This window comes from Enterobacter sp. PGRG2 (assembly GCF_030291195.1).
GTDB lineage: Bacteria > Pseudomonadota > Gammaproteobacteria > Enterobacterales > Enterobacteriaceae > Enterobacter_D.
The window spans coordinates 1,528,633-1,548,234 of sequence record NZ_CP127837.1; the positions used below are offsets into that span (position 1 = coordinate 1,528,633).

At 57.2% G+C, this 19,602-nt stretch carries 15 protein-coding genes; 10 read left to right on the forward strand and 5 right to left on the reverse strand.

Features of this window, described 5'->3' with window-relative positions:
- Nucleotides 1–2: 2 nt before the first annotated feature.
- Nucleotides 3–1,961: an acetate--CoA ligase gene (gene acs / locus QRD42_RS06590; RefSeq protein ID WP_321988456.1), complete on the reverse strand. Its 1,959-nt coding sequence runs from the start codon at nucleotides 1,959–1,961 to the stop codon at nucleotides 3–5.
- A 414-nt stretch (nucleotides 1,962–2,375) separates the two neighbouring features.
- Here acs and gltP point away from each other — a divergent pair, with 414 nt between their 5' ends.
- The gene (gene gltP, locus QRD42_RS06595) at nucleotides 2,376–3,689 is read left to right on the forward strand and encodes a glutamate/aspartate:proton symporter GltP (protein ID WP_072570213.1); all 1,314 of its coding nucleotides are present in this window, start codon (nucleotides 2,376–2,378) and stop codon (nucleotides 3,687–3,689) included.
- Nucleotides 3,690–3,787: 98 nt separating this feature from the next.
- Here the strand turns inward: gltP and fdhF are convergent, their stop codons facing one another.
- Nucleotides 3,788–5,935 (reverse strand): formate dehydrogenase subunit alpha, encoded by a 2,148-nt coding sequence (fdhF, locus tag QRD42_RS06600; protein ID WP_321988457.1) that lies wholly within the window; start codon nucleotides 5,933–5,935, stop codon nucleotides 3,788–3,790.
- Nucleotides 5,936–6,227: 292 nt separating this feature from the next.
- On the opposite strand from fdhF, the gene nikA reads away from it, so the two are divergent.
- The 6 genes from nikA to nikR are packed head-to-tail and all read left to right on the forward strand — an operon-like array spanning nucleotide 6,228 to nucleotide 11,535.
- The gene (nikA, locus tag QRD42_RS06605) at nucleotides 6,228–7,805 is read left to right on the forward strand and encodes a nickel ABC transporter substrate-binding protein (protein WP_415877732.1); all 1,578 of its coding nucleotides are present in this window, start codon (nucleotides 6,228–6,230) and stop codon (nucleotides 7,803–7,805) included.
- On the forward strand, nucleotides 7,805–8,749 hold the full coding sequence (nikB, locus tag QRD42_RS06610) for a nickel ABC transporter permease subunit NikB (RefSeq protein WP_321988740.1): 945 nt from the start codon (nucleotides 7,805–7,807) through the stop codon (nucleotides 8,747–8,749). The genes nikA and nikB overlap by 1 nt, the downstream gene beginning before the upstream one ends.
- A complete protein-coding gene (gene nikC / locus QRD42_RS06615; protein WP_321988458.1) occupies nucleotides 8,746–9,582 on the forward strand; it encodes a nickel ABC transporter permease subunit NikC in 837 nt (278 codons plus the stop codon). The genes nikB and nikC overlap by 4 nt, the downstream gene beginning before the upstream one ends.
- A complete protein-coding gene (gene nikD, locus QRD42_RS06620; RefSeq protein ID WP_321988459.1) occupies nucleotides 9,579–10,343 on the forward strand; it encodes a nickel import ATP-binding protein NikD in 765 nt (254 codons plus the stop codon). Before nikC ends, nikD begins: the two co-directional genes overlap by 4 nt.
- Nucleotides 10,340–11,125, forward strand: coding sequence for a nickel import ATP-binding protein NikE (gene nikE, locus QRD42_RS06625; RefSeq protein WP_321988460.1), 786 nt, complete (start codon nucleotides 10,340–10,342; stop codon nucleotides 11,123–11,125). The genes nikD and nikE overlap by 4 nt, the downstream gene beginning before the upstream one ends.
- A 14-nt stretch (nucleotides 11,126–11,139) precedes the next feature.
- Nucleotides 11,140–11,535 (forward strand): nickel-responsive transcriptional regulator NikR, encoded by a 396-nt coding sequence (gene nikR / locus QRD42_RS06630; protein WP_072570219.1) that lies wholly within the window; start codon nucleotides 11,140–11,142, stop codon nucleotides 11,533–11,535.
- Here nikR and phnH read toward each other — a convergent pair whose 3' ends face one another.
- Nucleotides 11,536–12,117 (reverse strand): phosphonate C-P lyase system protein PhnH, encoded by a 582-nt coding sequence (phnH, locus tag QRD42_RS06635; protein WP_072570220.1) that lies wholly within the window; start codon nucleotides 12,115–12,117, stop codon nucleotides 11,536–11,538.
- Between the two features lie 132 nt (nucleotides 12,118–12,249).
- Nucleotides 12,250–12,585: a zinc ribbon domain-containing protein YjdM gene (locus tag QRD42_RS06640; protein ID WP_072570221.1), complete on the reverse strand. Its 336-nt coding sequence runs from the start codon at nucleotides 12,583–12,585 to the stop codon at nucleotides 12,250–12,252.
- Nucleotides 12,586–13,184: 599 nt separating this feature from the next.
- Here QRD42_RS06640 and crfC point away from each other — a divergent pair.
- Nucleotides 13,185–15,524: a clamp-binding protein CrfC gene (gene crfC / locus QRD42_RS06645; RefSeq protein WP_321988461.1), complete on the forward strand. Its 2,340-nt coding sequence runs from the start codon at nucleotides 13,185–13,187 to the stop codon at nucleotides 15,522–15,524.
- On the forward strand, nucleotides 15,521–16,405 hold the full coding sequence (locus QRD42_RS06650; RefSeq protein WP_072570223.1) for a diguanylate cyclase regulator RdcB family protein: 885 nt from the start codon (nucleotides 15,521–15,523) through the stop codon (nucleotides 16,403–16,405). The genes crfC and QRD42_RS06650 overlap by 4 nt, the downstream gene beginning before the upstream one ends.
- A 35-nt stretch (nucleotides 16,406–16,440) precedes the next feature.
- Here QRD42_RS06650 and kdgT read toward each other — a convergent pair whose 3' ends face one another.
- Nucleotides 16,441–17,445 (reverse strand): 2-keto-3-deoxygluconate transporter, encoded by a 1,005-nt coding sequence (gene kdgT / locus QRD42_RS06655; protein WP_321988462.1) that lies wholly within the window; start codon nucleotides 17,443–17,445, stop codon nucleotides 16,441–16,443.
- Nucleotides 17,446–18,065: 620 nt separating this feature from the next.
- On the opposite strand from kdgT, the gene proP reads away from it, so the two are divergent.
- Entirely contained in the window at nucleotides 18,066–19,568 is a 1,503-nt protein-coding gene (proP, locus tag QRD42_RS06660) for a glycine betaine/L-proline transporter ProP (protein WP_072570225.1), read from the forward strand.
- Nucleotides 19,569–19,602 lie beyond the last annotated feature (34 nt).

A 19,602-nucleotide genomic window follows, 5' to 3' on the forward strand; every position in this document is an offset into this window, starting at 1 on the left:
GGTTATGACGGCATCGTAATGCCTTGTTTTTCTTCCAGCAGTTTTTCCACTACGCCAGGATCGGCAAGCGTTGAGGTATCTCCCAGGTTACTGGTGTCACCGGCGGCGATTTTGCGCAGAATGCGGCGCATAATTTTGCCGGATCGGGTTTTGGGCAGCGAATCGGTCCAGTGCAGAATATCCGGCGTCGCCAGCGGGCCGATCTCTTTCCGCACCCAGTTGCGCACCTCGGTATACAGTTCCGGCGACGGCTCTTCGCCGTGGTTCAGCGTGACATAGGCATAAATCGCCTGGCCTTTAATATTGTGCGGAATGCCCACCACCGCCGCTTCGGCGATTTTCGGGTGCGATACCAGCGCCGATTCGATTTCTGCCGTGCCCAGACGGTGGCCGGAGACGTTCAGCACATCGTCCACGCGCCCGGTGATCCAGTAGTAACCGTCTTCGTCACGGCGCGCGCCGTCGCCGCTGAAATACATATTCTTGAAGGTGGAGAAATAGGTCTGCTCGAAGCGCTCATGGTCGCCAAACAGCGTGCGCGCCTGGCCTGGCCATGAATCGACAATCGCCAGGTTGCCTTCGGTGGCGCCTTCCAGCGGATTGCCTTCGTTATCCACCAGGGCCGGTTGTACGCCGAAGAACGGCAGGCTGGCGGAACCGGCTTTCAGTTCGATGGCGCCGGGCAGCGGGGTGATCATAAAACCGCCGGTTTCCGTCTGCCACCAGGTGTCCATCACCGGGCAATTTTCGTTGCCGATTTTTTTCCAGTACCACTCCCAGGCTTCCGGGTTAATGGGTTCGCCCACCGATCCCAGAATCCGCAGCGAGGCGCGGCTGGTGCCGTCAATCGCCTTATCGCCTTCCGCCATCAGGGCGCGGATCGCTGTTGGCGCGGTATAGAGAATATTGACCTGATGCTTGTCCACCACCTGCGCCATACGCGCTGGCGTCGGCCAGTTCGGTACGCCTTCAAACATCAGGGTGGTCGCGCCGCAGGCCAGCGGGCCGTACAGCAGATAGCTGTGGCCGGTCACCCAGCCCACGTCGGCGGTACACCAGTAGATGTCGCCCGGATGGTAATCGAAGACGTATTTGAAGGTGGTCGCGGCATAGACCAGGTAACCGCCGGTGGTGTGCAGCACGCCTTTCGGTTTACCGGTGGAGCCGGAGGTATAAAGGATAAACAGCGGATCTTCGGCATTCATCGCTTCCGGCTGGTGGTCGCTGCTGGCGGTCGCCATCACATCGTGCCACCACAGATCGCGGCCTTCCTGCCAGTCGATAGCGCCGCCGGTGCGTTTAAACACCACGACGTTTTCAATCGTTGTCACCGCCGGATTTTTTAACGCGTCGTCGACGTTCTTCTTCAGCGGAATACTACGCCCGGCACGTACGCCTTCGTCGGCGGTGATCACCAGCCGTGAGCTGGAGTCCACAATACGCCCGGCGACCGCTTCCGGCGAGAAACCGCCAAAAATAACCGAATGCACCGCGCCAATGCGCGCGCAGGCCAGCATCGCCACCGCCGCTTCCGGCACCATCGGCATATAAATAGCTACCACGTCGCCTTTCTTAATGCCCAGCGTCAGCAGGACATTGGCAAAGCGGCACACTTCGCCGTGCAGATCGCGGTAAGAGATATGTTTGCTCTGGCTGGCGTCGTCGCCTTCCCAGATGATTGCCGTTTGATCGCCACGCTCAGCCAGGTGCCTGTCCAGGCAGTTAGCCGCCAGGTTGAGCTGTCCATCTTCATACCATTTAATCGAAACATTCCCAGGCGCAAAGGAGGTGTTTTTCACCTTCTGATAAGGCGTGATCCAGTCGAGAATTTTGCCTTCCTCACCCCAGAAAGCGTCAGGATCGGTGATGGATTGCTGGTATTTCGCCTGGTACTGTTCGGCATTAATCAGGCATTTTTCCGCGATCTGGGCGGGAATAGGGTGTTTGTGGATTTGGCTCATGGCTTTTGTTCTCCTTGTAAGATGTTAATAATATGTCACACAAACGTTAATTGTAGGGGCTTTGGGAGCTTTGTTTACTTTTTGGGCGACAGATCACGCAATGCTTGAGTGTATGAAAATGCAGCAGATGATGCTTAGAAGGGAAATAATTTACGCTAAGAACTATTGCTTTTATGGCAATTAAAAATTCATCTATAACAAATAGTTATGCATGATAAATGCTATAAAATGCGCTTTTTAAGGGAGAAATCAGCGAAAGTCCCTGAACTTAAAGGGTTGCACGGGATACCACGCAAATGGTACTGATAATGCGCGTTAAAAACCCCCGCTTTTGTAAGAAACGCTAACCATCCCCCTTGCTGGCAGTCTTCATGGACAGCAGGGAATAGCGCTTCACTAAGGATGTCACTCGTTATGAAAAATGTGAAAGTCAGCCTAGCCTGGCAAATTTTGCTGGCCCTGGTGCTGGGTATTCTTCTGGGTAGTTACCTGCATTACCAAAGCGACAGCCGCGAATGGCTGATTGCGAATCTCCTGTCTCCGGCAGGCGATATCTTTATTCATCTGATCAAAATGATCGTTGTCCCTATTGTGATTTCCACCCTGATTGTGGGAATTGCCGGCGTGGGAGATGCGAAACAGCTGGGTCGCATTGGCGCGAAAACCATTCTTTATTTCGAAGTGATCACTACAGTGGCCATTATTCTTGGCATCACACTGGCGAATGTATTCCAGCCGGGCGCGGGCATTGATATGTCGCAGCTGGCAACGGTGGATATTTCGAAATACCAGAGTACAACGGCGGAAGTGCAGAGCCATGCCCATGGCCTGATGGGAACCATACTGTCGCTGGTGCCGACCAATATCGTGTCGTCGATGGCGAAGGGCGATATGCTGCCGATCATCTTCTTCTCGGTGCTGTTTGGCCTTGGGCTGTCATCGCTGCCTTCCGCACATCGTGAGCCGCTGGTGACGGTCTTCCGCTCCATTTCCGAAACCATGTTTAAAGTCACCCATATGGTGATGCGTTATGCGCCGGTGGGCGTGTTCGCGCTGATCTCGGTGACGGTGGCGAACTTTGGTTTCGCCTCCCTGTGGCCGCTCGCCAAGCTGGTGATCCTGGTGTATGCCGCGATTGTCTTCTTCGCGCTGGTGGTGCTGGGCGCGGTGGCGCGTCTGTGCAAGCTGAGCATCTGGACGCTGATCCGCATCCTGAAAGAGGAACTGATCCTCGCCTATTCCACCGCCAGCTCCGAAAGCGTGCTGCCGCGCATTATCGAGAAGATGGAGGCCTATGGCGCACCGGCATCGATCACCAGCTTCGTCGTGCCGACCGGTTACTCCTTCAATCTTGATGGTTCGACGCTATATCAGAGCATTGCGGCGATTTTCATCGCACAGCTGTACGGCATTGAGCTGTCGCTGGGGCAGGAGATCATTCTGGTGCTGACGCTGATGGTCACCTCCAAAGGTATCGCTGGCGTGCCGGGCGTCTCCTTTGTGGTGCTGCTGGCGACGCTGGGCAGCGTCGGCATCCCGCTGGAAGGTCTGGCGTTTATCGCCGGTGTTGACCGTATCCTCGATATGGCGCGTACGGCGCTGAACGTGGTGGGTAATGCGCTGGCGGTGCTGGTGATCGCCAAGTGGGAACACAAATTTGACCGTAAAAAAGCGCTGGCTTACGAGCGCGAGGTGCTGGGCAAATTTGATAAAACCGCGAATTCCTGATTTGCTTAAAAGATGCCCGGCGGCGCAAGCTTGCCGGGCCTACGTCGTAACCTGTAGGCCCGGTAAGCGAAGCGCCACCGGGCAATACCCCTCTCTCGTTACCCCATCGCGCTCTCGCGCAGACTGGCTTTTAACTTATCGTACTCGGCGATCACATACTGTTCCGCGGCACGCTGGTCGGCAATCCGCTCAACGTTGACGGCGCAGTACTTGTACTCCGGCGTTTTGGTTATCGGGCTTAAGTTCTCCGTCACCAGCTCGTTACAGGCACCAATCCACCACTGGTAGGTCATATAAATCGCCCCTTTGTTCGGGCGATCGCTGACCTGCGCGCGGGTGATGATGCGGCCTTTGCGGGAGTTCACCCAGATCAGCGCTTCATCTTCAATGCCCAGACGCGCCGCGTCGGCGGTGTTGATCTGCGCATAGCCAGGTTCATCCGCTAACGCCGCCAGTGCCGCACAGTTGCCGGTCATTGAACGACAGGAGTAGTGACCCACTTCCCGCACCGTCGACAGCACCAGCGGGTACTCGTCGGTCAGTTTGTCGATGGGTGGCACCCAGTCGCAGGTGTAGAACTTCGCCAGCCCGGTATCGGTTTCAAACTTCTCTTTGAACAGGTATGAGGTCCCCTGATCCGCGTCCGAGGTATCGCGGCACGGCCACTGGATATAACCCAGCTCGCCCATTTTTTCATAGGTTGCGCCATAGAAGTCCGGGCACAGATGGCGCAGCTCATCCCAGATCTCCTGGGTGTTGTTGTAGTGCATCGGATAGCCCATGCGGGTGGCGATTTCGCTGATGATCTGCCAGTCCGTTTTCAGATCCCACTGCGGCTCCACGGCTTTAAAGAAGCGCTGGAAGCCACGGTCTGCCGCGGAATACACCCCTTCATGTTCCCCCCAGGACGTTGACGGCAGAATGACATCCGCCGCCGCTGCGGTTTTGGTCATAAAGATGTCCTGGACGATCACCAGTTCCAGATCTTCAAAGCCTTTACGCACCGCCGACAGCTCGGCGTCGGTTTGCAGCGGATCTTCCCCCATGATGTAGGCCGCGCGTACCTCGCCATGGGCCGCCCGGTGCGGCAGCTCGCTGATGCGGTAGCCGGTGTGCGCCGGCAGGCTGGCCACGCCCCAGGCCCTGGCGAACTTCTCGCGGTTTTCCGGTATGTGCACGTACTGATAGCCCGGATAGGTATCCGGCAGCGCGCCCATATCGCACGCGCCCTGCACGTTATTCTGCCCGCGCACCGGGTTGACGCCCGCGTGAGGCTTGCCGAGGTTGCCGGTCAGCATCGCCAGACTGGTCAGCGAACGCACGGTTTCCACGCCCTGATAGAACTGGGTGACGCCCATGCCCCACAGGATCGCCGCGCTTTTCGCCCCCGCATACAGACGCGCGCAGGTGCGGATCTCTTCGGCGCTGACGCCGGTGATCGCTTCCACCGACTCCGGCGGATAGCCTGCAACAATCTTTTTATACTCGTCAAAATCCTGCGTACGCGCGGCCACGAAAGCATGATCGTAGAGATCTTCGCTGATAATGACGTGCCCGATGGCGTTAAGCAGCGCGATATTCGAGCCGTTTTTCAGTGCAATATGCATATCCGCAATGCGCGCGGTTTCAATTTTGCGCGGATCGCAGACGATAATTTTCGCCCCGTTCTTTTTCGCGCGGATCACATGATTAGCGACGATAGGGTGGGAATCCGCCGGGTTGTAGCCAAAAATAAAGACCAAATCCGTGTTATCAATTTCTGTGATGGCATTGCTCATTGCGCCATTACCGACCGACTGGTGCAGACCTGCAACCGATGGGCCGTGTCAGACACGTGCGCAGCAATCAACGTTATTGGTGCCAATAACGGCGCGCGCGAATTTTTGCATCACATAGTTGGTTTCATTGCCGGTGCCGCGTGACGAACCTGTGGTCTGGATGGCATCAGGGCCGTACTTCTCTTTGATGGCGGAAAGTCGGCTGGCGACGTAGTCCAGCGCTTCACTCCAGGATACCGCTTCCAGTTTGCCGCCGCGCTGGCGACGGATCATCGGGGTTTTCAGGCGCGGGGTCAGGATCCGGGTATCGTTGATAAAATCCCAGCCGTAATAGCCTTTAAGACACAGGGTTCCCTGATTGGTTTTCCCCTGCGCCGCTTCCGCCCGGACGATTTTCCCGTTATCAACCACAAGGTTGATTTTGCAACCCGAGGCGCAATAGGGGCATACCGTGACGACTTTTTTCATCGGTCTCACTCCAGTTTTCAATTCGCGCATACGCGCACTTGCCCCCGTTATGCAGTTTACATGCCATATTCTTTATGCGGGTATTTCTGCGGGATGCGGAGCAGGAAGGGAGTGAAAACCCTGACGAAAAGCGCGCCATCGTCAGATTTGACGTGTCGAACGTCGGGGAAGAGCTGTAGGCCGGGTAAGCGCAGCGCCACCCGGCGCAATCGCCCCTCACTTGCGCCACATCAACATTTCAGTGTGATCAATTCTTATAATCATCATACTTTTCCTGCACAGGTTCCCTGTCGTGTTCACACTCCGCTCGATCATCACTGGCGTACTGCTCTGTTTTTCCGCAGTCGCCTTCTCTCAGACTGACCCGACGACGCTCACCACCGCCTGGCCGGTCAACGTTGGCCCGCTCAACCCGCATCTTTACACCCCCAACCAGATGTTTGCGCAGAGCATGGTGTATGAACCGCTGGTGAAATACGCGGCGGGCGGCAGGGTGGAGCCGTGGCTGGCTACCGGCTGGACGCACTCCGCCGACGGGAAAACCTGGGTCTTCACCCTGCGCGAAAAGGTCACTTTTTCCAATGGCGAACCTTTCAACGCCGACGCCGCCGCGGCGAATTTCCGCGCCGTGCTGGCTAACCGCGCCCGCCATAGCTGGCTGGAACTGGTGAACCAAATCACCGATGTCAAAGCGCTCGGTCCGCAAAAGCTGCAAATTACGCTGAAAAGCGCCTACTACCCGTTTTTACAGGAGCTGGCGCTGCCGCGGCCGTTCCGCTTTATCGCCCCGTCGCAGTTTGTCGATGGCGGCACGAAAAACGGCATTAAAGCGCCGGTCGGCACCGGGCCGTGGATGTTGCACTCGTCGCGCCTGAATCAGGATGATGTCTTCGTGCGCAACCCGCATTACTGGGGAAAACAACCGCCGATCGACAAGGTCAGGGTTAATGTGATCCCCGATCCCACCAGCCGCGCTATTGCCTTTGAAACCGGGGAGGTGGATCTGCTCTACGGCAGCGACGGGCTGTTACCCCTCGATACTTTCGCGCGCTTTAGCCAGAACCCGGCGTACCACACGCAACTTTCCGCGCCGGTGGAAACGGTGATGCTGGCGCTCAATACCCGGCTTGCCCCCACAAATGAGCTGGCGGTGCGCGAAGCCCTTAATTATGCGGTGGATAAAAAAACCATGATCGCCACTGCGCTCTACGGCACACAGCAGCTGGCGGACACGCTGTTCGCCCCCTCGGTGCCCTATGCGAATATCGGCCTTAAACCGCGCGGCTACGATCCGGCGCAGGCCCGCGCCCTGCTTGAAAAAGCTGGCTGGACGCTGCCTGCCGGTAACGCTATACGCGAGAAAAACGGCCAGCCGCTGCGCATTGAACTGGCCTTTACCGGTACCGATGCCGAAAGCAAGGCGATGGCGGAGATTATTCAGGCAGATTTGCGCAAAATCGGCGTCGATATTCAGCTTATCGGCGAAGAAGAGAGCAGTATCTACGCCCGCCAGCGGGACGGTCGCTTCGGCATGATTTTCAACCGCACCTGGGGCGCGCCTTACGATCCCCACGCGTTTATCAGTTCCATGCGCGTGCCGTCCCATGCGGATTACCAGGCGCAGCTGGGGTTGCCGGATAAGGCGCTCATCGACCAGGAAATTGGCCAGGTGCTGACGCAGCAGGATGAAACTGCCCGCCAGGCCTTATATAAAGACATCCTCACCCGGCTGCATCAGGAAGCGGTCTATCTGCCGCTCAGCTATGTCTCGGTGATGGCGGTATCGCGGCCTGAACTGGGAGCCATCCCCTTCGCGCCGATGGCGTCAGAGATCCCCTTCGAACAGCTCAATCCGGTGGCGCAGCCATGATGCTGAACTGGGCGCTACGTCGTTTGCTGCTGCTGATCCCTATACTGCTCGCCGCGTCGCTGCTGGTGTTTTTGATGCTGCATCTGGGCGTCGGCGATCCGGCGATGGACTATTTACGCCTTTCCGGCGTGCCGCCGACGGCGGAGGTGCTGGCCGCCACGCGGGAGATGCTCGGGCTTAACGCGCCGCTGCCGGTGCAGTACTGGCACTGGCTGATGCGCGCCGCGCGGCTGGATTTCGGCGTCTCTTATGCCACAGGGCGTCCGGTGCTCGACGATCTGCTGCATTTTCTGCCCGCCACCCTGCAACTGGCGGGACTGGCGCTGGTGCTGATCCTGGCGATCTCCGTGCCGCTCGGCGTCTGGGCGGCGCGTTATCCCAACCGCCTGCCGGATCATATCGTGCGCGTGATCGCTTTCCTCGGCGTCTCAATGCCCAATTTCTGGCTGGCATTTCTGCTGGTGATGCTCTTTTCCGTGAAGCTGAACTGGCTGCCGGCGATGGGCTACGGCGGCTGGCGCTACATGATCCTGCCGGCGGTTTCCATTGCCTTTATGTCCCTTTCGATCAACGCCCGTCTGCTGCGCACCAGTATGCTGGAAGTGGCAGGGCAGCGGCATGTGACATGGGCGCGGCTGCGGGGCTTAACGGCGGCGCAAACCGAGCGCCACCATGTGCTGAAAAACGCTGCCGTTCCGCTGGTCACCGCGCTGGGAATGCACATCGGCGAGCTGATCGGCGGCACGCTGATCGTCGAAAGTATTTTCGCCTGGCCGGGCGTCGGCCGTTATGCCGTCTCCGCCATTTTTAACCGTGACTATCCGGTGATCCAGTGCTTTACCCTGCTGATGGTGACCGTCTTTGTGATCGGCAATCTGCTGGTGGATATGATCAACGCCGCGCTGGATCCGCGCGTGCGCAGCCACGAGGGACAGCACGCATGAACACGGTTTTTCTTGCCCGCTGGCCGGTGCGCATGGCGCTTTTGATCATCGCTCTGCTGTTTATGGTGGCGCTGACCAGCCAGTGGTGGCTGCCGTTCGATCCGATGGCTCTTAATCTGCCGGAGCGCCTGTTAGCGCCGGACAGCCAGCACTGGCTGGGCACCGATCACCTGGGACGCGATATCTTCAGCCGTCTGCTGGCGGCCACGCGTATCTCCCTTGGCGCAGTGCTGCTCTGTCTGCTGCTGGTGCTGACCATCGGCATGATCGCGGGCGGCGCGGCAGGGTTGCTCGGCGGGCGCACCGATCAGCTGGTCATGCGCGTTGCCGATCTCTTTATGACCTTTCCCACCTCCATCCTGTCGTTTTTCCTCGTAGCGATCCTCGGCACCGGCATCACCAACGTGATTATCGCCATCGCCCTGTCGCACTGGGCCTGGTACGCGCGCATGGTGCGCAGCATGGTGCTGTCGCTGCGCCAGCGGGAGTTTGTGCTGGCCGCGCGTCTCGCCGGGGCCAGCCGGGTGCGGATTTTTATTGAGCACATCAGCGGCGCGGTGCTGCCGTCGCTGCTGATCCTCGCCACGCTGGATACCGGCCACATGATGCTGCATATCGCGGGGATGTCTTTTCTCGGGCTGGGCGTCACCGCCCCGACGCCGGAGTGGGGGATCATGATCAACGACGCGCGACAGTATATCTGGACGCAGCCGCTGCAAATGCTCTGGCCGGGGCTGGCGCTGTTTATCAGCGTGATGAGTTTTAACCTGGTGGGCGACGCGCTGCGCGACCACCTCGATCCCGGCAGGGCTTTGCAGGAGAGCCATTCATGAACACGCTGACCCTCGACAGGTTTTCCTTTTATGCTGCCGGTACGTGCCTGGTGGATAACGTCTCGCTGACCCTGCGCCGGGGGCGCGTACTGGCGCTGGTGGGTAACAGCGGCTGCGGCAAATCGCTGACCTGCAACGGCGCGCTGGGCGAACTGCCGCCGGGCGTGCGGCGCACCGGCGGGCAGGTGCTGCTCGACGGCAGAGTGGCGGCGGCCCATGAACTGCGCGGCAGGCAGGTGTCCTGCGTGATGCAAAACCCGCGCAGCGCCTTTAATCCGCTGCGCACCATCCGCGATCACGCCAGGGAAACCTGTCAGGCGCTGGGTAAAAACGGCAGCGATGCCCTGCTGCTGGCACGGCTGGCGGATGTCGGGCTGGAGCAGGCCGCGCGCGTACTGTCACTCTATCCCTTTGAGATGAGCGGCGGCATGTTGCAGCGGGTGATGATTGCGCTGGCGCTGCTCGGCGATGCGCCCTTTATGTTTGCCGATGAGCCGACCACCGATCTCGATGCGGTGGCGCAGGCGCGTATCCTTGATGTGCTGGCGGATGTCATGAAAACCCGTGCGCCGGGAATGCTGCTGGTGACGCACGATATGGGCGTGGTGGCGCGGCTGGCCGATGAGGTGGCGGTGATGGAACAGGGGCGGATTGTGGAGCAGGGCACAGTGGACGATCTCTTTTATCGCCCGCAGCATCCGCTTTCACGTCGGCTGGTGAGTGCGCATCTGGCGCTGTATGGCGAGGCATTGCCGCAATGACGCTGATCGCCATCCACCAGGTTTCCCATGGCTATACCTCGTCAGGGTTGTTCCGGCGCGGGCAGCAAAAAGCCGTGCTGGAAGACATTTCTTTTGACATCCGCGCGGGCGAAACCCTGGCGCTGCTCGGACGCAGCGGCTGCGGTAAAAGCACGCTGGCGCGGCTGATCGCCGGGCTGGAAAAACCGCAGCGCGGCGAGGTGCGCTATCAGGGGCAGAATATTCACCGCCTGGCGCGCGCCGACGCACAGCGCTTTCGCCAGGATGTGCAGATGGTGTTCCAGGATGCGCTGAGCGCGGTGAATCCGCGCAAAACCGTGGCGGAGATTATTGCCGAACCGCTGCGCCATCTGACCAGCCTGTCGGCAGCGGAACAGCAGGAGCGCATTCTTACCACGCTCACCAGCGTGGAACTGGACGATACGTTCATGAGCAAACTACCGTCGCAGCTCAGCGGCGGACAATTACAGCGCGTATGCCTGGCGCGCGCGCTGGCGGTACGGCCGAAATTACTGGTGCTGGACGAGGCGGTGTCCAACCTCGATCTGGTACTCCAGGCGCACATAGTGGCGCTGCTGAAGCAGCTCCAGGCGCAGCTGAATATCGGCTTTCTGTTTATTACCCACGATCTGCGGCTGGTGAAGCGCTTCTGTCAGCGGGTGATGGTGATGGACAACGGCCACATTATCGAAACCCGCCCGGTGGATGAGCAGCTATGCTTTGCAACGCCTGCCGGGATCGCCTTACAGCAGGCGGTATTGCCCGCTTTTCCGGTACGCTAACAGAAGGGAATTGTATGCAGCGCATCACCATCACCATTGATGATGATTTACTGGCAACGCTCGATCGTCTGAGCGATAAACGTGGCTATCAGAGCCGTTCAGAAGCCCTGCGGGATATTGTGCGGCAATCGCTGGCGGAAGAAGCGGCGACAGAGGCCGATCAGCACGGCTATGCGGTGCTGAGCTATGTCTATGAGCATGAAACCCGCGAGCTGTCATCGCGGCTGGTGGCGGCCCAGCATCAGCACCACGATCTGTCGGTGTCGACGCTGCACGTTCACGTCAGCCATGACGACTGTCTGGAAGTGGCGATCCTCAAAGGCAATCTGCACGATATTCAGCACTACGCCGACGAGATTATCTCCCAGCGCGGCGTGCATCACGGCCATTTGCAGTGCATTCCTGACTGATCAATACATCTCAATATGCGTATCACGCGGCAGCGCCAGCAGACGTTCGCCGTGGGTGAGCAGCAGATCAATGCCCAGCGGGAAGGCGTGCAGGCGGTCGGCAAGAGCATGAACGATGCAGTGCGGCAGTTGCGGCGCGATCATGCGCTCCTCATGAATGCCAGGCCCGGTCAGGCGCAGCATACGACCGCCGCTTAAGCCGGAAACCTGCACGATCAGCGTGACAGGGCCAGGCTGCGCGGCGGCGGCAGCGAAAAGGGCGTCCAGTTCGGCGGCGCTGAGCGTATCATCGGCCAGCGCAAGGGTGGCGAAATGTGGCTCATTCACCAGCGCTGCGCGGGTGTGCAGGCGCAGATTCTGGATCACAAAATCGTTATGCAGCGGATTCGACAGCCACACCGGCATGTTTTTATCGGCCAGCGTCAGCAGTACGCTGGAGGTCGCCAGATTGAGTGGCTGCCAGCCGTGTTTTAACTGGTGCAGGGCAACAATTACCCCCGGCTCGCTCATGGCTTTTAACAGACGACGAAAACTGTGCTGCGCGTCCTGCACGTTATTATTCATGGTGGTCATGGAATGCATGGAGGGCTCCATAGTGAAGATAAGAGCCAGAGTGGCAAGGAAGTATGACGTTTGCGTTAAGCAGAGATGACGGAATAGTGAAGCTGGCAGGGGAAAGGCAGGGGCGGGAACGTTATGTGCCCACCCGGACGATCAGTTCTTTTTCACAAATTCGGATTTCAGCTTCATCGGGCCAAAGCCGTCGATTTTGCAGTCGATATTATGATCGCCTTCCACCAGGCGGATGTTCTTCACTTTGGTGCCGATTTTCAGCATTGAAGAGCTGCCTTTCACTTTCAGATCCTTAACGACCGTCACGCTGTCGCCGTCGGCCAGCAGATTGCCATTGGCATCTTTGACGATCAGCGTGTCGCTGTCTTCCGACGCGCTGGCGTCGTTCCACTCGTTCGCGCATTCCGGGCAGATGTACATGCCGTTGTCTTCGTAAGTGTATTCAGAATTGCATTTCGGGCAGTGGGGGAGTTGCATAATCATTCCTCAATAAAAGGCTAATGGGGGTGGAAGTCCGTCCACCGAAAAATGGCAGGCTGCCAAAAAGGTCGAAGATTGTACACCAAATCCTTACTGTTGTCGGTGCTATTCTTTTTTCACTAAAAGTGATCGACGTGACACACCCTGTCAGGCAGTTAAGCCATGCTTAACAGGTGAGGTATTCTGATGCATGAATGAGCGCTAATTTTCAATATTTTTCGGTGGAAATTGCCACTCTGAACCAATTCATATATGGTGAGATCACGCATCCAGTGTTATTAAAAAGCAGCTCTCGGCACCAGCTCTGTCTCCTGCCGAAGTCGGCGACTTACCTCTCAATTTGGGTGGGTAAATAAATGAAGATATATCCTGGTAACTCTTAAAATTAGTCTACGCGCTGTTGCTTTTGTTTCTGACATGAGCAAAGTAACTCGCTGAACTGCATCATAATTTAGAATTTTTTATTGAGTCACGTCAGGTAGTTATCTTTTTTCAGATATTTTTCCACGCGTAATTAAAAAAGCCGACACTACATTAAACAAACCGCTCGGCTAAATAAAAGTTATAAAAATTTGCGTTAAGGAAAGACTTTTATCATGCACACACAGACAATATTTGAATTGAGCCAGGAAGCCGAAAGGTTGTTGCAGCTTTCCCTGCATAATCTTCATTCATTACAAACGATGCCGGTAGCAAAGCTTGATGATGCGTTGATTACCGATATAAACAACGCCTCCAATGTTCATCCTTTGCATTTCAGCGCGCGTGGAATTGACGCTCAGCAGGCGACGCTGAGTAACGAACTGCGCAAAATTACCCGTCTGGAGATGGTGCTCGCTATCGTCGGCACCATGAAGGCGGGGAAATCCACCACCATTAACGCCATCGTCGGCACGGAAGTGCTGCCTAACCGTAACCGGCCGATGACCGCGCTGCCAACTCTGATCCGTCATACGCCGGGGCAAAAAGAGCCGGTGCTGCATTTTTCCCACGTCGGGCCTATTGATACCCTGACCCAGCAGTTGCAGATGCGACTGTTTGGCTTCGATCGCGAGAAACTGGCGCAGAAGCTGGAAATTGATAAAGACATGCAGACGCTGCTGGATCGTATTCGTCAGGGCGATGCCTTCGATAAACACTATCTGGGCGCGCAGCCGATCTTTCATTGCCTGAAAAGCCTCAACGATCTGGTGCGCCTGTCGAAAGCGCTGGACGTCGATTTCCCGTTTTCTTCTTATACGGCGCTGGAGCATATTCCGGTCATTGAGGTGGAGTTTGTGCATCTCGCCGGGCTGGAAAAAAACATGGGGCAGTTGACGCTGCTTGATACCCCCGGGCCGAACGAAGCCGGTCAGCCGCATTTGCAGCAGATGCTGAAAGAGCAGCTGGCACGCGCCTCGGCGGTACTGGCGGTGATGGATTACACCCAGTTGAAGTCGATTTCCGATGAAGAAGTCCGCGAGGCGATTGCCGCCGTTGGCAAGTCGGTGCCGCTGTTTGCGCTGGTGAATAAGTTCGACCAGAAGGATCGCAACAGTGACGATGCCGATCAGGTGCGCACGCTGATCGCCGGTACTTTAATGAAAGGGCATATCACGCCGACGCAGATTTTCCCGGTCTCCTCCATGTGGGGTTATCTGGCAAACCGTGCCCGGCACGAGCTGCTGCGTAGCGGTAAACTGCCCGATCCTGAAGAACAGCGCTGGGTGCAGGACTTTGCCGAAGCCGCCCTGGGCCGCCGCTGGCGGCTGACCGATCTGGATGACAGCGCGCATATACAACATGCCGCCGAATTGCTGTGGGAAGACTCGCTGTTTGAGCAGCCGATCCAGAAACTGCTGCACGCCGCCCATGCCAATGCCTCGCTGTATGCGCTGCGATCTGCTTCGCACAAATTGCTCAATTATGCCCAGAGCGCCCGCGAGTATCTGGATTTTCGCTATCAGGGGCTGACGGTGGCGCTGGAAAATCTGGAGCAGAATATCGCCCGGCTGGAAGAGGATACCCGTCTGCTGCACGCCTGCCAGGAGCGGGTCAGCGACGAAGTGAATCATGAAGTGGAAGATGTGCTGGCTGCCGCCGATCGCTTTATCAATGGCGAGCAGGCGACCATTATCAGCGAGATCGACCACTATTTTACCCACAGCGAGCGACCGGAAGAGGCCACGCTTATCAACGCTGACGAGGAGTTTGGCGTCGGTAAACTGGTGCTGGAGGATGAAAGCCAGGCGCAGGTGGCGCTGAGTAAAATCCGCTCCGCCTGCGAGGTGATTTTGCTGGGCGCGCAGGATCGCATCAGCCGGGAACTGGCGCAGCGTTTCGATCAGCTGGAGTACACCCTGACCCGTTCGTTACAGGACGCGATGCGCCCGATTGAAACCCGTATAAAGGAAGAGCTGAGCCACGCCGGTTTTCGCGCGCGCATCAGCTTACCGGCGTTTCAGGCCAGCACGCTGAACTTCAATACGCGGCAACTGTTTGTGGATGCCATCGCCGCCGAAGATATTCCTGCCGGGCAGTCGCGCGTCAGCGGCGTGCGGGACAGCATGTCGCGCTGGCTGAACAATCCGGGCTGGGGCTGGAATGATTATGTCGTCACCCGTACCCGTTACGTTATCGACGTGACCTCGCTGCACCAGAACCTGATTAATCACGTCGCGCATTTTTGCGCGCAGATCCGTAAGGCGCTGGCGGCGCAGGTTGATGTGTCCGTAACGGCGGGGATGGCGACCTTTTTCGCCGAGTTTTCGCACAGTTTGTCGGGGTTACAGGAAAGCCTGCGTGACAGCCTGGCGATTCGTCAGCAGAATGAATCGACGGCGGCGGCGCTGCGTCAGCATCTCCGGCAATGCATCACCACTGCCAACTGGATCCATGAAGATGCCCGGCTGCTGCGCGATGATATTCAAACCCTGTTTGCGGCAGATCAACCATGAAAAACCGACTTCTCGACGGACCCGGGCAGACGCTGGAGTGCATCCAGCCAAAATTTATTGTCGATCTGGTGCAGGGCATCGATGCCCCCCGGCAGACGCAAATCGTGCCCCAGCAACAGGCGTTTCGCGAACGGCTGACGCAGGAGATCATGACCCAGACGCAGCTGCGTCCGTGGGCGATGTCCGGCATGTATCATGAAAACGATGCGCTGCGTCTCGGGCTGGTGGAAAAACTCGCCAGCATGTTCGATCCGGGTCAGCTGGCGCTGGCGCGTATCACGCAGCGCCTGACAATGTTGCAGCAGAACAGTGAACGTCGCCCCGGGCTGTCTGCCGCGCTGCAAAAACAGTATGACGATATGCTGGCGCATTTCAGCCTGCGCGCCGCCTCGAAAGAGAAAGCGCTGACCCAGCGCGGGCTGATGGTGCAGGCCGGACTGCACAGCGAGCAGATTTTTACCCGCTGGCGCGCCGGGAAATACGATGGCTGGTCGCTGGCCGGACGCTGTTTTATCGCGCTGGAAGAGCTGCGCTGGGGCGCGTTTGGCGATGCCTGCCGCTTAACCCGGCCGGAAGTGTCCAGCCTGCTGAAAGACAATCTGCGCATTATGGCCGCCGATTTTATGGCGCAGGGTATAGGGGCGTCACCGGCCACCCGCCATTTCTATCATCAATGGTTAACCACACCCGCCACGCCGGGCCTGATGGATAATAAAGATCTGCTGGGCTGGTTGGGGGACTGGTGCGATGTCGATCGTCATCCGGTGTGCTGGTCGGTGACGCAAAGCTGGCAAACGGTGGCGCTGGGTATGCCGCGGCTCTGTTCTGCGACGCGTCTGGCGACGGCGCTGGTGGAGGAAGTCTTTAGCGAGGGCGTGTAATTCCCCTTCCGCCAGGCGAGAGGGGAAATAGTCTGTCAGTGATGCAGCGACTCTGCCGCTTTTTCTTGTTCAACCGCCGCAGGCGATTGTTGCGGGTTGCCATAGCGCTTCGCATAGAGCGCGGTAATGATGGGCACCAGAATCGCCGTCACAATCACACTGGCTGCCACCAGCGCCGTAGCTGATGCGGCTACCGGTTCGAAGGCCGGGTTAATCTGCGCGATAATCACCGGGTTTGCCACCGCCGCGCCTGCCGCCGATGACGCTGCCACGCCTGCCGTACCGTTACCACCGCCAATCCAGCGGTCCGCCAGGATCAGCGGGATACCGGTAATGATGATGACCGCCACGCCCAGGAAGATCCCCAGCAGACCGGTATTCATGATCACATTCAGGTTGATGGTATTCCCCAGCGCGAAACCGAAGAACGGGATCAGCACCGGCGTCGCTTTGCTGAAGAATGCGCGAAAATCGTGATCAAGGTTGCCCAGCGCAAAGCCAATCAGGAACGGCAGGACCGCGCCGATAAAGTGATGCGGTTCGAAGGAGGCCAGACCGGCCGATCCGAGGATCACCATGGTCATCAGCGGGCCGGATTCCAGCGACATCAGAACGAAGGCGCCGGACTCTTCTTTGGTGCCATACTGGTTCATCAGGCTGGCGTACAGGCCGCCGTTGGTCATATCCATGGCAGAGACAATAGCCAGCACCGACAGCCCGGCAAAGAAGCCCGCCTGAATTCCGGTTTCCGGAATAAAGGTGGCGGCAATCATTGCCACTATCCATGCCACGGCAATTTTAGTGATCACCAGCGTACCGGATTTACGCAGTACCGTGCCGGTAGCGCGTAAATCAATGGAGGCGCCAATACAAAAGAACCACACTGCCAGAATAGGCACCGTACCGGTGATCATCCCTTTCGTGAAGGAACCAAAATAAGCGCCGGTATCCGGTGCCAGGGTATTTAGAATTGCCCCAAGCAGCAGGGGAACCAGCATCATCCCGCCGGGGATGCGTTCGATCGTGGCCTTGATTTTCATTGAAGATCCTCACGCTTCACCGCGCCATGCGCGCGATAAAAGCTAAAAAATGTAAAATTAATAAAATCAATCAGATAGTTCGCTGATGAGTCGCGTTTATCTCATCGCGGGGATCGCGTTATATGCCGACAGGCGCCGCCAGTGCTTTCCTCTTTAAGTGTGCCTGGCGCTATGATGCAGTCATCGGAATATTGATTCAATGAAAACGAAACAGTGTTTTAGTTATCTGGATCACATATTTCACGTAAAGTTTCTTAAAGGCTCCAGATATTAAAAAGCCTGTAAATGAGTTGTAAAAATAAGGTGTTTTTGACCGGGTTAGTGATTCGTTTGAGGATCACCTTATTCCCATAAAAATGAGGGTTTTGTCAGTGGTGGGTAAATATGTGTGAAGTTGATCACGGTTTTAAACCCTGTTAGGGTAAAGAGGTCATTAACTGCCCGAACAGGCGTCAACAGGTTTGGCTGTCCAGACTTTAACCAGCTTACGTAACCAAACCTGCTACGCTTGATATTAAAGAACGCAATCACCCGGCAACCATTAACTGTGTAGTGTAATGACGAGAGTTTTTACGCTTCCGTCGGCTGTGCGTTCAGGGCAAAGTCCATGAGGATAAAGAATGTTAAAAAGGAAAAAAGTAAAGCCAATCACGCTGCGCGATGTGACCATTATTGATGATGGGAAACTTCGCAAAGCAATCACCGCCGCATCGCTGGGTAATGCGATGGAGTGGTTTGATTTCGGTGTTTATGGATTTGTTGCTTATGCGCTCGGTAAGGTCTTCTTCCCGGATGCTAACCCCAGCGTGCAAATGATCGCTGCGCTGGCGACCTTCTCTGTACCTTTCCTTATTCGTCCGTTGGGCGGATTGTTCTTCGGCATGTTAGGCGATAAGTATGGCCGTCAGAAAATACTCGCCATGACGATTGTCATCATGTCCGTCAGTACCTTCTGTATTGGTCTGATCCCCTCTTATGCCTCTATAGGCATCTGGGCGCCGATCCTGCTGTTGCTGTGTAAAATGGCGCAGGGGTTCTCGGTGGGCGGCGAATACACCGGGGCGTCAATCTTCGTGGCGGAGTACTCTCCTGACCGTAAGCGCGGCTTTATGGGCAGCTGGCTGGATTTCGGCTCCATTGCCGGTTTCGTGCTGGGCGCGGGCGTGGTGGTGCTGATTTCCACCGTCGTCGGTGAAGAGAACTTCCTTGACTGGGGCTGGCGTCTGCCGTTCTTCCTGGCGCTGCCGCTGGGTCTGATTGGTCTTTATCTGCGTCATGCGCTGGAAGAGACCCCGGCGTTCCAGCAGCATGTGGATAAGCTGGAGCAGGGCGATCGCGAAGGGTTGCAGGACGGGCCGAAAGTCTCGTTCAAAGAGATTGCCACCAAACACTGGCGCAGCCTGCTGACCTGTATTGGTCTGGTGATCTCCACCAACGTGACCTATTACATGTTGCTGACCTACATGCCAAGCTACCTGTCCCATAACCTGCACTATTCCGAAGATCATGGCGTACTGATTATCATCGCCATCATGATCGGGATGCTGTTTGTGCAGCCGGTGATGGGCCTGCTGAGCGACCGTTTTGGCCGCCGCCCGTTTATCATTCTGGGCAGCGTGGCGCTGTTCTCGCTGGCTATTCCGGCGTTCATTATGATCAACAGTAATATCATCGGCCTGATTTTTGCCGGGCTGCTGATGCTGGCGGTGATCCTGAACTGCTTCACCGGCGTGATGGCCTCGTCCTTACCGGCGATGTTCCCGACGCATATCCGCTTCAGCGCGCTGGCGAGCGCCTTTAATATCTCGGTGCTGATTGCCGGTCTGACGCCAACCCTGGCCGCCTGGCTGGTGGAAAGCTCAGAGAATCTGATGATGCCAGCGTATTACCTGATGGTGGTGGCGGTGATTGGTTTGATTACCGGTATTACCATGAAAGAGACGGCGAACCGCCCGCTGCGCGGCGCAACCCCGGCGGCGTCGGACATTCAGGAAGCCCGTGAGATCCTGCGTGAGCATCATGACAATATCGAGCAGAAAATCGAAGATATTGATCAGGAGATCGCTGAACTGCAGGAGAAGCGTACCCGTCTGGTGCAGCAGCACCCGCGTATCGACGAGTAATTTTCCCCTCACCCCGACCCTCTCCCCATGGGAG

What these genes read in the sequence shown, in the direction of transcription:
- nikE (WP_321988460.1), top strand. Translation starts at nt 10,340, where the DNA reads ATGACGCTGATCGCCATCCACCAGGTTTCCCATGGCTATACCTCGTCA.
- QRD42_RS06640 (WP_072570221.1), bottom strand. Translation starts at nt 12,585, where the DNA reads ATGCAACTCCCCCACTGCCCGAAATGCAATTCTGAATACACTTACGAA.
- nikB (WP_321988740.1), top strand. Translation starts at nt 7,805, where the DNA reads ATGCTGAACTGGGCGCTACGTCGTTTGCTGCTGCTGATCCCTATACTG.
- acs (WP_321988456.1), bottom strand. Translation starts at nt 1,961, where the DNA reads ATGAGCCAAATCCACAAACACCCTATTCCCGCCCAGATCGCGGAAAAA.
- nikR (WP_072570219.1), top strand. Translation starts at nt 11,140, where the DNA reads ATGCAGCGCATCACCATCACCATTGATGATGATTTACTGGCAACGCTC.
- crfC (WP_321988461.1), top strand. Translation starts at nt 13,185, where the DNA reads ATGCACACACAGACAATATTTGAATTGAGCCAGGAAGCCGAAAGGTTG.
- kdgT (WP_321988462.1), bottom strand. Translation starts at nt 17,445, where the DNA reads ATGAAAATCAAGGCCACGATCGAACGCATCCCCGGCGGGATGATGCTG.
- gltP (WP_072570213.1), top strand. Translation starts at nt 2,376, where the DNA reads ATGAAAAATGTGAAAGTCAGCCTAGCCTGGCAAATTTTGCTGGCCCTG.
- nikD (WP_321988459.1), top strand. Translation starts at nt 9,579, where the DNA reads ATGAACACGCTGACCCTCGACAGGTTTTCCTTTTATGCTGCCGGTACG.
- QRD42_RS06650 (WP_072570223.1), top strand. Translation starts at nt 15,521, where the DNA reads ATGAAAAACCGACTTCTCGACGGACCCGGGCAGACGCTGGAGTGCATC.
- nikC (WP_321988458.1), top strand. Translation starts at nt 8,746, where the DNA reads ATGAACACGGTTTTTCTTGCCCGCTGGCCGGTGCGCATGGCGCTTTTG.
- proP (WP_072570225.1), top strand. Translation starts at nt 18,066, where the DNA reads ATGTTAAAAAGGAAAAAAGTAAAGCCAATCACGCTGCGCGATGTGACC.
- phnH (WP_072570220.1), bottom strand. Translation starts at nt 12,117, where the DNA reads ATGCATTCCATGACCACCATGAATAATAACGTGCAGGACGCGCAGCAC.